Origin of the sequence: Paraburkholderia sp. Ac-20340, assembly GCF_017104965.1 — a bacterium.
Classification (GTDB): Bacteria; Pseudomonadota; Gammaproteobacteria; order Burkholderiales; family Burkholderiaceae; genus Paraburkholderia.
Genome location: NZ_JAAGPR010000010.1, coordinates 163,132 through 174,859, shown reverse-complemented (window position 1 = coordinate 174,859; position 11,728 = coordinate 163,132). Strand labels below are relative to the sequence as shown.

General features: G+C 56.4%; 9 protein-coding genes and 1 pseudogene. 4 read left to right on the top strand and 6 right to left on the bottom strand.

What is annotated here, in order from left to right; all coding sequences use genetic code 11:
- Positions 1-3 precede the first annotated feature (3 nt).
- Positions 4-762, top strand: coding sequence for an aspartate/glutamate racemase family protein (locus G3N59_RS16030; RefSeq protein ID WP_205983588.1), 759 nt, complete (start codon positions 4-6; stop codon positions 760-762).
- A 58-nt stretch (positions 763-820) separates the two neighbouring features.
- The gene (locus tag G3N59_RS16025; protein ID WP_346777892.1) at positions 821-2,101 is read left to right on the top strand and encodes an MFS transporter; all 1,281 of its coding nucleotides are present in this window, start codon (positions 821-823) and stop codon (positions 2,099-2,101) included.
- Positions 2,102-2,378: 277 nt separating this feature from the next.
- Here G3N59_RS16025 and G3N59_RS16020 read toward each other — a convergent pair.
- Positions 2,379-2,585, bottom strand: a pseudogene (locus G3N59_RS16020) (transposase); the annotation flags it as partial.
- A gap of 1,092 nt (positions 2,586-3,677) precedes the next feature.
- Between G3N59_RS16020 and G3N59_RS16015 the strand changes: the two are divergent.
- Positions 3,678-3,878 (top strand): hypothetical protein, encoded by a 201-nt coding sequence (locus G3N59_RS16015; protein WP_183733451.1) that lies wholly within the window; start codon positions 3,678-3,680, stop codon positions 3,876-3,878.
- A gap of 263 nt (positions 3,879-4,141) precedes the next feature.
- On the opposite strand, the gene G3N59_RS16010 is transcribed toward G3N59_RS16015, so the two are convergent.
- Both G3N59_RS16010 and G3N59_RS16005 read right to left on the bottom strand, forming a co-directional pair.
- Entirely contained in the window at positions 4,142-5,122 is a 981-nt protein-coding gene (locus tag G3N59_RS16010; protein ID WP_205983587.1) for a hypothetical protein, read from the bottom strand.
- A 375-nt stretch (positions 5,123-5,497) separates the two neighbouring features.
- On the bottom strand, positions 5,498-5,869 hold the full coding sequence (locus G3N59_RS16005) for a DUF3592 domain-containing protein (protein WP_346777891.1): 372 nt from the start codon (positions 5,867-5,869) through the stop codon (positions 5,498-5,500).
- 302 nt (positions 5,870-6,171) lie between these two features.
- On the opposite strand from G3N59_RS16005, the gene G3N59_RS16000 reads away from it, so the two are divergent.
- Positions 6,172-6,462, top strand: a complete 291-nt coding sequence (locus tag G3N59_RS16000; RefSeq protein ID WP_205983585.1) for a hypothetical protein — start codon at positions 6,172-6,174, stop codon at positions 6,460-6,462.
- A 581-nt stretch (positions 6,463-7,043) separates the two neighbouring features.
- Here G3N59_RS16000 and G3N59_RS15985 read toward each other — a convergent pair.
- From G3N59_RS15985 to G3N59_RS15975, 3 genes are read right to left on the bottom strand one after another with little or no spacing between them, the layout of a single operon-like run.
- Complete coding sequence (locus tag G3N59_RS15985; RefSeq protein WP_205983583.1) at positions 7,044-8,138, bottom strand: DUF6708 domain-containing protein; 1,095 nt, start codon at positions 8,136-8,138, stop codon at positions 7,044-7,046.
- Between the two features lie 5 nt (positions 8,139-8,143).
- Positions 8,144-10,822 carry a T6SS effector BTH_I2691 family protein gene (locus tag G3N59_RS15980; RefSeq protein WP_205983582.1) on the bottom strand — a complete coding sequence of 893 codons (2,679 nt, stop codon included), beginning with the start codon at positions 10,820-10,822 and terminating at the stop codon, positions 8,144-8,146.
- Positions 10,822-11,727 carry a DUF4123 domain-containing protein gene (locus tag G3N59_RS15975; RefSeq protein ID WP_205983581.1) on the bottom strand — a complete coding sequence of 302 codons (906 nt, stop codon included), beginning with the start codon at positions 11,725-11,727 and terminating at the stop codon, positions 10,822-10,824. The genes G3N59_RS15980 and G3N59_RS15975 overlap by 1 nt, the downstream gene beginning before the upstream one ends.
- Between the last annotated feature and the right edge of the window lies 1 nt (position 11,728).

Below are 11,728 nucleotides of genomic sequence, written 5' to 3'. Positions count from 1 at the left end.
GACATGAATTACCGCATCGGGCAGATCGTGCCCAGCTCTAACATCACGATGGAAAAGGAAATTCCCGCGATGTTTGCGTCGTACATGAACGACCACCCGGAACACGCCTTTACGTTTCATTCGAGCCGCGTGCGCATGCATAAGGTGGTCGCCGAGGAACTCGAACGCATGAATCGCGATATGGGCCGCTGCGCCGTCGAACTCGCCGATGCCCGCGTCGACGTTCTCAGCACCGCATGCCTCGTCGCGATCATGTGCATGGGGCATGGCTATCATCGTACCGCCGCGCAGGCGCTGCGCGATGCAATCGACGTCAACACCGCGCAACCGGAAGTGATGACCTCGGCGGGCGCACTCGTCGATGAACTCAAGAGCTTCGGTGCGAAACGCATTTCACTGATGGCTCCGTACAGCGACGCACTCACGAGACGCGTAGTCGACTACATCGAGGCCGAAGGCATTGAAGTGCAGGATGCAATCAACTTTTCAATCGAGGACAACCTGGACGTCGGCGCGCGCGATCCGCTTCGGCTGCTTGACGATGTGAAACGCCTGAATACACGGGGTGTCGATACCGTAGTGCTTTCCGCGTGCGTTCAAATGCCATCCCTGCCGGCTTTGCAATTGGCACAACGAGATCTCGGCATTCCCGTTACGTCGACCGCCGCATGTACCGTGCGGCAAATGCTTAAGCTGCTTGGGCTTAGCCCGGTGCTCAAGGGCGCGGGTGCGTATCTCGGCGACAACTCGGGACTCAACTAACACAGCACCCGCAGGCAAAAAACACAAAGCTGTGATCGAAATGTGAGAGGAGACAACAGTGACTGCGAGCCCCCCCAACCCCTACGCCAGCGAGGCTGCGGACAAGCCCTCAAAATGGCAGCTCGCCGCGATCGTTATGGGCGCGGCTATCGGCATGGCGCTTGGCTATGCGCCGTTATTCAATGCGACCGCCGGGATCTTTGCACCCGCGATTTTGCAGGAGTTTCACTGGACGCACGAGCAGGCGGCCGCGTCATACGCGGCTTCGATGGCTGGCCTGGCGATTGCCAGTCCGCTGATCGGCGTGTTGATGGATCGCTTCGGAGTACGACGCGTCATTCTGGTTTCGGCCATTGTGTATTGTCTGGGACTCGTATGCATGGGGCTTCAGACCGGTGACAGGAGTACCTGGATCGCGCTGTCGGTCATCATCGGCATTTTTGGCGCTGCGACGTCCGTGCTCGGTTATCTCGCGATCCTGCCGCAATGGTTCGACAAACGGCTTGGCCTTGCGACGGGCCTCGCGATGATCGGACTCGGTGCGGGCGCTGCCGCCGCGCCGGCCGCTGCTCACCAGCTGATTTCGATGCTGCACTGGAGGCACGCCTATCAGGTTCTGGCTGGCGTGTCGTTTGTGGGATCGATGCTCGCGCTGTCGCTTCTCAAAGAGCGCGCGCCTTCGTCGCTGACGGGCACACACGCTACACGACATGGCGATATGCCCGCAGTCGATCTGCCGTTTTCTCCCATGAAGCTTGGCGTGATCTTCCTGGTCGCGTTTCTTGCCTCGAGCGCAACACTCTCACTGAATCCGCATCTGCCTGCGCTGCTGATGGATCGCGGTTTGTCAAGTGCAGCTGCCGCGAAGTGCGCATCGTCTATTGGCATCGGCCTCCTGATCGGTCGCCTCCTGTCGGGTTTTCTGATGGACCGCTTTCATGCTCCCTTTGTTGGCGCCACATTTTTGCTTGCGGGCGCCTGCGGAACGCTTCTCCTGTTGAATGCCGCATCCCTTCAGTCGGCACTCGTCGCATCCTGCCTCACAGGCCTTGCCATCGGTGCCGAGGGCGATCTGCTTTCGTACCTTGTACGTGCCTATCTCGGGATGAAGAAGTTTGGCCGAAACTATGGCATTGCGTTCGCCGGCTATGCATTTGGCGCCGTTTTTGGGCCGCTTGCAGCGGGACGTTATGTGGACACCTACGGCAATTTCGAATTGCCGCTTCGAATCGCGCCAGTGTTGCTGATTACGGCGAGTATGCTTCTTGTCTCACTCGGCCGCTATCGGTCATTGAGCGCCGCACGCCCGGAAAGTCATATCGTCCGGGCGGAAACATGACCATGGCCGCCGCTTAGTGCCGGTATTGCATGTGGCCGGCATCCTCTGCCCACGAAACATGGCATTCAGTTGCAAACGCCACTCGGACTGGCAATCATAGATGCCCGATATCGCGTCCCCGCCTCGACGATTGCGGTACTCCTGCATGGTGCGTTGCAAGCGCGCGCGTCAGCGAGATACGAGGTTTTCGATCATAGATACTCCCACAGTCCCCCGACGGGAGTGGTCGGCCCAACCGATCAATCCCATCAGCGATCGTGAATAGTGTTAGAGCGTGTTAGGCACTTTCGTTGAGGGCTGCGAAGTGCACAAGCATAAGTATGGTGATTACGACGAAATGCAGGCCGGCCAGGGGTTCGGGCAATCGCTCGTAGTCTTTGGCCAGTCGGAGGAAACGGTTCAGCCAGCCGAAGCTGCGCTCGACCACCCAGCGACGTGGCAACAGAACAAACTTTTTTACTTCCGGCCGCTTGATTACCTCAAGCCCGATTCCTTCATCGAGAGCGGCCTGCGCCGGCTCCTCGCCGGTATAACGCTGATTGGCAAACGCTGTCTTGACCGTCTGACCTGTAACCTCCAGGAGCCTGACGCGCAAGCTCGCGAACGGTTGATGGAACAACCGGTTTCATCAAGTCATCACTTCTCGCGTGAAACATAAACTCACGCGACTTTCAGGTCGCACGTAACAACTTTAGTTGTGTGCGCGGTCGTTCACAAAGCCAACTTGTGTCTGTCTTGCTGGGTCGCGAAAATTCCCGCTCAGGCCTGCGGGTTAAAGGCTGGAGAGATTTTCTTTTGCAAGCGATATGGTGTTCATCGACGAACGTCCATGCAAGTAGTGCTGTGTCGCACTGCACGTCTTGAAATTGCGTTGAAACAAAGCAGACAGCCGATTGATGGTGATGTGAGCAAGCTATGCGAATTTCCAGTCAACGTTCTCACAGTGACGGAAAAATTTCGCGGGAAATGGCAGCCCTCGGGGCTGGACAAAATTTTACTTGGAACATAGACACATCTTTGCTTGCGTGAGCGGCGGTCGAGTTTTCGCGAGAAATCAGAAAATACAATGGCCATTAGGATAATCCTTAATTCGATTAAGCCTCGGTCGTGCATCGAAACTCGCGCAAGGGGGCGCTATTTCCATCTATCGCGACGTTGTTCATCGGGCCTCGCATCGAACGTTCGACAGCCACCGCGGTGAGTCTATCGAAACAGAATCGAAGTCTCTATAAACTATAATGATCGTCGCGATCACCGCGACTGTTCAAAGGATTCGTGTTTTTCAAAGGAGACCGGATTGCTTCGAGCCACGCTATTGATCACAAGCTGCACCGCCCTCTCGGCCTGCGTATCGAACAGCAGCGCCGAGTACGCACTGCGAGCCTATCCCATCCACGACGCCAAGATTGGCGGCCCAGCACCAGGAGTATGCGACTGGAATGAAAAAACTGGTGTGCACTACACCGCAATCGACAATGAGACGAACAAGCCGGTTTCGGGCGTACTCTGCACTAACCTGGGAGAAACGAATTCCATGCTTCACGACGATCGATGATGAGGATGAGGAATACGCCTAATGGCCATCCTTTTGCTCTTCTTTACACTTGTCGCCACGCCATTTTGGCTGATCGCATACTTCTTTTTCGTGCGCGCAGCCTACCGCGCGGAGCGCCCCTGGACCGCAATTGTCCTGCATGTCACCACCGTGTTTCTGCTCTTCGTCGACATCATGTTCCTGATTACGATGCGTAGTGGCAATTCGACTTTCAACAACTAAGCGGACGCCGATCTGTATCCGGTGCCGGACATCGGTAAGCAGGGGCCCGCACGCCGATAGCCGCCACTCCAAACCCTTCGTTCCACGTGACTTCTATCGCGCGTCCATCATCAAGAATCCACGTTTGCCTGCGCTCCCCGGCAGAGATATCGCGCCCAGTCATTCCGGCAACGCCTTCGCCTAAGCGGAGTCGTGCCATGCCGCAACATCCGATCCTCGCAAAGATCTGATCCGCAATCTCGTTGTGCGACATCGCTTCGTCCTCAAGGGCCCACCGGTGGGTTGTCGGGATGATCCAGGCGTTTCCAGGTCTTGCCGTCGAAGCACGCGAGATCCTTATAGCCAATTGACCACATAACCCCGTCGCGTGCCCTTAGAACGTGACAGTCAACAAGGTCGCGTGGGAGATTCGTTTTGTAAAGCACGATTTTGTTTTGAACGCTGTCGTACACGAATATCCCGAGATTTGATGCCAGAAACAGCGTTCCATTGACAAACTCGACGCTGCTGAAGCGCTGGTTGCCCTCGATTGTCGAGAGATTCTTGAACCCGCTGCGATAACATCCTTTCAATAGAGTGCCGTTTGCACCCACGATATACACTTCGTTTTCCGAGACGATCTTGATTGCGAATAAATCTTCATCAAGGTGCACATCTATTTTGGCCCAGACATTTCCATCGAAATAAAAAATTTCCCCCTGGTAGCCAACAGCGTAAATCGAGTCTTCTGAGCACCCAGCGATATCCATCAGACATCGCATTGAGGTATCAGTCTCCGGCAGCAAAATACCTTGATCGGCATGGGCCCAAACTCCGTCTGCGGTCCGGCGGTAAACCTGGCGATTACTGCCGCAAACGTAGAGCGTCTCGCCAACTTGTCTGATTGCAAAGACATATCCGAAGTTGGCAGACCAGTCGACATGCAAGCCAGCGTCCCCAATGACCTCGCTCCGGCACCCATCGACGCCGGCCTCCTGGATCTCAACCTGCCCCTCGACCGAGAGGAGGACGTAGCTGCGCGGACGCGTTTCAGTACCCACCCAAAGGCAAGCACTGGTTACGTGCCAATCTAGATCGTATGCGCGCCACGGGTCAGCGTCCTGCCCGTCGTAATAGCAGACACGCGCAAACTCTTCTTCCCAGGGATCAACACTGTCGAGGCAGGACACCAGCTTCAGATAATCTTCCTCAATGACAATCCCGTCGATAAATGACACCGCTGCATCGTCACTGACCTCATTCACCTTATCACCCCTTCTTTCCACTACTCGTCTTCATTCGGGTTGCCGGTCTGCCGAGTTGATGTTCGGCCCCCTCGGGGAGTTTCCGTTTGGAAGCACGCACGAGGTTGTCCTCACTGCGCTTGAATTCGCGATTATGGTATTCGCGTAACGCTTCAATTGACAACGCCCGTCTTCACTATTGCCGCTACCCGGCACATTGACATTATTAGCCAGATGAGATGTCAATTGTTCCCTGCGCACTCTGCAAATCGTCGAGGAAAGCGCGCTACGCAATATCGCACTGAAACTGTCGCGCGTGTGTTGGATCAGTTTTTTGCGTCATACGGAGCAGAGATTAACTTGGTACAGTGAGTTTTGCGATAGAAAAATCATGGCTTATTCATACCTCGATCGGAATTCTTGACCCGTCAGTCCCGCGCAAAGAAAGGCGATTGCAAATACAGCGGAAATAATAATTTCTATCCACAAGATATAAAAAGAGTCGATTTCTGCCGACACCAGCGGATTATTCTGGTTATAGCGAACGCGAACATTGTCCCCGACTTTCGCCGACACAAAGCTCCCCGGAAACGCCACGCGCTCGCCCGCTTTCGTCACAAATGAAATCTGAGGATGACGCTCCCCGTAATCCAACTTAACGACCGTTCCTTGCGTTACGACCGATGAATTGACAAAGGCAAGTTGTTCGCTGAGCGAGAATAGGCATGATAAAGAAACATAACAACTCGAAGAATTAAAAATTACCACTTCACAGAAGCGCTCCGGACAGGATATTGCTGCTTTGCGACGGATTGAATGAATGCTCCGCCCCTCACATGCAGGCCTTCCTGAATAAGCTGAAGCCCCTGCTCGATCGCAATCGCGTCGTCTGCGTCATCGCAATGCGTTCTGCGGAACCGTTGGTTTGGACTCAATGATGGATCTATGGGTTGGGTCGGAACCATGGCGTAGCCGAACTTGTCCCGGTTGGAGAACGCAACCGTTGATCAGCATATAGGCCATGCAGTCAATTGCTCTGTCCCAAGCAAGCTGATACAGCCTGTCAGCCCATGCGCGACGCCCTGATCCATTGGCGCAAGGAGCCTTTTAGAAAGTTCGAGGTACGTCCGGAATGGATCTTTGGCGATGCGATGACGCACCCGGTAGAGGACTTGGACCATGACCTGCTCGGTCCACTTCAGTACGCGCTCCTTCAGATCCAGGAGCGAAACATCGAACCAGAGGATGGCGGTCGCGGCTTTTATCGAATGACCAGCGAAAACATTGTTCAGCCCTCGGGTTTCCTCGATGAGTGCGTTACCCCGATCGCGCAACTCAAGAGAAAGGTACTCCGTGAGTGAACGTGGCAGCACCGATGATTAAAACACACTCGTCGCGGCAGAAAGAAACTGACATGAATCAATGTCGGCGCCATGCAACTGCGCAACGGGTTAGCTGCTTTCGGGGATAGCGGCCACGGCTTCGGAGATCCATCTTGAGGAGCACGTCGGCGAAGCACCGTCGCCATCATTGGCCAGGGCGCTTACACGGGTGGCGCAGGCATCGCGATCGGTCAGGGTGCGAACTCACAAGGCTCCGGTCTGGCGATTGGGACAGGCGCGAGCGTTCCCGGGATCAAGTCCGTTGCGATTGGCGCAAACAGCAACAACGGTGGCCAGCGGTCTATGTTTTCCGTCGGCTCGGCGTCTCAAACGCGACGCATTACCAACGTAGCTGACGGCGTCAATTCTACCGATGCCGTCAGCATGGGCCAGTTGATGTCGATAATTGGCGGGGTGGCCGCGACCTACACCGTTAGCGCTCCCCAGATTCAGTCAATGCCGGAGGTTCGGTCGCATGGCGGGCGCAGGCGGGTTATCGCATGGTAAATGCCCCGTGTTTTCGCTCATCACGATCGTGGGCAATCGCCTCGCTCAAATGTTTAACCACCCGTGAATAGGCGTTCGATGCCAAACACGCGCGTAAGCAACCACCACAGCAATACTATGTCCAGCGCCAGTATCAGGACGGTGCACATACCGACGTAAGCACCATTGGTCGCTGCTGCTCGCGTCGGAACCGGTTGTGGCATGGCATCGTCGGGTGCTACGCAGCATTCGGCTTCGACTTCGGCGGGCCAGCTTGGCAGACGGCTCAATCGCATTGCGATCCAGCGGAACACGCCCGCCAGTGTGGTGACCGGCAGAAACACGACAGACAAAGGCCCGAACATCCCCCACAAACGCTGAACCCCGTAAAGGAATGGCTCCCGGCGATGATTGATCGGGAGAAGCATTTCCGGTGTCGGCACGCTTGCTGATCCCTCTTCCATGTATCGGCGGAAGTATTCCCAATGTGCGAGCACAGGCTCATCCGGTCCGACGCCATTCGACCCGGCTGGTAGGTGTGCGCCTAGATAAAATGCGTGTGTGACCTGTCCGTTCGCGTCAGGAAGATAACCCAGTATGCCCCATAACAAGCCGCCTTTTTTCACACAGAAAACCAGCTTGTCCCAGTCCAGCGACCATACGCCACCTGGGCCGTTGTGTTGGAAAACATAAACTTTGCGTGTGGATCTGACCAGTCTGATTGGCTTATAGGTGTAACCCCACATTTCCTGTTTCCATTGATAGCCAATCATAAACAGCAATGGAATGCTGATAACGACAAGAAACACGATCATAAACAGCGAGAAAATTACGGAATTAAATCTGTTGCTCAAAACAGCCAGCAATGCCAACCCATCTGCAAATAAAAGCGGAATCAAGAGGAACGAAAACATCATTCCACCAAATCCGCGACGTGCATAGCGACCGTCTGCCACTTCCAGGTAAGCCGCGTTCTGCAATACAGCCATGTTTTGCGACGATGGTTCTCCGGCAATTTTCGCTGGTATTTCAGTATTGAACTGATACGCGAGCATTTCGGAAGTCGGCGTCCATGGATCCTTAGGCGGCAAACCAAATTCCACTTCGCGCCAATAGCGCTTGTTGAACAACTGCCCCCAGTATGTCTTGATCGACGAATCGTCACTCATCTTCGTTACCTCGGCATGGCTTTTTCAAAGTCCCGCTGTTCTTCACTTCCGTCCTGGTAGCTATTGTCAGGCCCCCAAAGACAATTCCGGGTCCATGTCAAGGTAGGTGGATCTTTAAAAATATCGATCACCACACTCAATATCAGAACTATCGCTGTAACGATCCATGCGGGTGGCCCCAATGCCTCGACCTCCGCCCCGCTTACAATCGCGATAAACAGTGTGCGAGTGAGGCCAAAAGCCAGATATGCTTCTCCCGACATGCGTGAAAAATAAAGCAGGAACATTCCGCCTTCACGTTGATGCCACGCTTCAGTCACATTCACCACATCCGCGCCCACCGCGATCCACATCCCCACCGCACCTGCGCCCGCACCGCCGAGCTTTATATAACGCAGAGAAGCGCCGCCCAGCGCCTTGGCGATTGGCCCGAGCAACGGCAACTTTCTGACGCCAGCCGATTTGATGCCTGTACTGGCCAGATCCAGCGCCGCGCCAATCAACCCGGTCGTCGCGGCGCGAAACGCCCAGGCCACCCGGCCCGCCTCGCTTTTAAGCGCCTTGATTTCCGCATCCTGCGCGTTCGCCCAACCCAGCGTCGAAAACACCAGCGACACCGATGAAAGCATGCCGGGCGATCGCGCATATTGCATCACGCGTCCCATATAGCTCTCCACCGGAATCGTGGTGACGACTTGCGGTCCTGTTGTTTTCCCCAATGACAATATCCGGCTCGCGGCAATCCCGCCTTGCGTATCGGAGCTCAGGCGATATAGCGCATCAGGATCCGCTTTACTGGAATCCAGCAGCAGACTCCATGATCGCACCTTCTCATCCAGACTGATTCCCGCCTTCTTTGCCTCGGCTTCGAGAATGGCCATACGCGCCTGTGCCGCGACAGCTCGGTCGGCCTTGTCCAGTCCGCCCGCAGCTGGCTGGAGCGATTCCAAAGCGTCATACATCGCGCGATACACGTCATACCGTGTCCCGACTACCTGCAAGCGCTGCACCGGCATACCTGCATGCATGCCCAGCAAAACCTGCAGATCGTCGCCGGCCTGCCCGCGATCCCGGATCACGCGCACCATGCTCGGCCCCAACTCCATGAGAATTTCCGGCATTGCGCTTTTGCTGTCGATCGTTTTGAAGGCATTTTCGCCGGCAAGCTTGAGTTTGCTGATCACGCTCTTGTAGAGCGAAAACAGCTTTGCCCACTTGCCCGGATTCGGCAGATCGTTTGCTGGGCCATCGTCTTTTCCCTCGCTCTTTGTTGAGCCGCCGCTCACTTGCGCTGCGAGAGATTTCAGGTCGGGGGAATTGAAGAAACTCGATCTCCATAGGAGGTTATGTGCCGAAATGCCGTCGCGCAGCCACCTGTCGTAAAGCGTCAGACACGGCGCGTAACTGCCCGTCCCCAACACGCACGCACCGAACAAAGCGGTAAATCCGACTCCCGTATTAATGTCGTTGGCATCGAAGTGATACTCGAATACGTTGCTCAAGCCAGCGCTTTGCATCCAGCCGGCGTGAGCCTCCGCCAGGGGACGCATGAACTTCTTGTCATAGGCGTCGGCCTCCCTCGTATAGCCAGTTAAATATCCGTTGCGCTTGCCTGGGTCGATCAATTTGTCGTATTTGCCCCAGGCATCGTTTCGCGCATGTTCGAGCTCTTCGGCGGTAAGCGTGACGCGTTGCGCATTGTCGAGCAGCGGCTGCATCTGCTTCCGGTAGCTTTCAAGCATGTATGCGGAGCCGCCGCTATTGAGCAGTTGCCGGTAGTTATCGCGCGATTGCTTTGCCCGATCGTCATACAGATTCGTCTCGGCCTGGCGCTCTACGGCGATCTGCAAGTTGGTCAGATTGCTGTCCAGATCGATTTGCCTCTGCCACGGCTTCGAGAAGTCCGCCCAGCGCGCATTTATATACGGCGGTATTTCCTGCGCGAGACCCGCTGGATCCTGCAAGGCCAGCACCAGTCCTTTCGCAGGCGCCAGCGCGTCGCACTGCGTTTTCAGATTTGCCGCCGAGATGATGTCCTTGAAAAAGAAGGGACTCCAGCCCAGTGCGCTAACCTCGTCCACCAGCGACATCGCGTATTCCGCGACGATCATGTCCACCTGATAGATCTGGAATGCGTGCTCAGGCATCGGCGCGCCCGGCTTTCCCTGGCTGTACCAGGCCTCGATATCGATCACGCGCATGAATTTCGCCCGCTCCTTCGCGGACAATCCTGCATTGCGGTCGCGAATGGCCTTGGTCCACCACGCATCGGAGAAGCCGAACCAGACCTTGCCCGCCGTCGCCGGATCCTGGATGGTGACGACCGACGCATTCGCGAGTTTGCTGGCGTTACGCTTGCAGTCTTCATGAAAACGGTTGCCGCCCGGCGGCGTGTCGTCGACGAGCGGCAAAATCGACAGGCAGCCCGTGGCGTCGACCGCGTAGGCCTCCCAATGTTGATGGCTCTCGTAAAACACATACAGGTATCCGGCGCGCAGAACCCGCCCGGTGTAAACCGTGTCGGGGACATTCAACGGCACTTCGGCCGCGCCCAGCAACCGGGTCGCGTCGGGCGGCTCATGCGTGACCTGATAGTCCCCAAACGTCTTTGTCGGAGCGATGCCGTAACGTATCGGTAGGATCGGCAAGCCTTTTTTCTCGCAGAAGGGACACGGGGTCGCCATCAGTTGGCTCCTTGCTTCCAATAGTCGGTGTTGCCGGGCGATGCCTGCTGTGCGTCCATGGATCGGTTGAGTTCCTGCGCGATGGTCTGCCAGTCAGCATCGCTCCAGAGCGACGTGAGACGCCGATAACGCGTGGGGTGCCCCGCGCATTGCTGCAGTGTGTCCATCACCTTCGGATGTGTATCGAAGCGAGCGTGTTTCAGCAGCCCGTGCCGGGCAAACGCGACGACATCGTCGCGCTCGTCGAGACCGTGCGTTTGCGCCTTGATCAGCCACGCTTCGACCTGTGGGCCATAGCGCATGGGTTCTGCGCGCCATGAAGAATCGGTTTCGAGCACGGCATAAAGCGCGCCGATGCGTCCGATCCGCTGCCACGCCGCTGCGCCGGGTGCGAACAGCACATGGCGGGATCCGGGCGACGGCGTGGTCTGCTCGAACCACTCGCCATGCCACGGGAAACTCCAGCTGGAAATCGGACCGAAGAGCACCGTGCGTTCGTTGTCGTCAAGCATCCAGCCCAGATGCACGAACACAACCGGATCGTAGAAGCGAAAGACACCGCGGCCGCCGCCCGGGAAATGCGGCACCAGCAATTGGCGCAAATGGCGACGCACAAACGCGGCCTCGCCGCTTGCCCGCAACAAGGCAACGCACATGGGCGCGGCGCTGATCTCGTCTGGGTCAGTCAGCAGACACATCGCCAACGCGCGTTGTTCTGCGTCCAGATCCTGCCAGGCGAGCAGCCACGGTAGTTGTTGCGCTTGTGCCTCGAAGCCGGGCGGAGCCAACGCGCGCAATGGTAGGTTTTGCCAGGATAGCGCTGCCTCGCTGTCGATCTGCAATGGATCGAGCAGCAGGAAATGGCGTGTATCGAGCTCGAGCGCGGCGATGTCGATGCGCTCCATC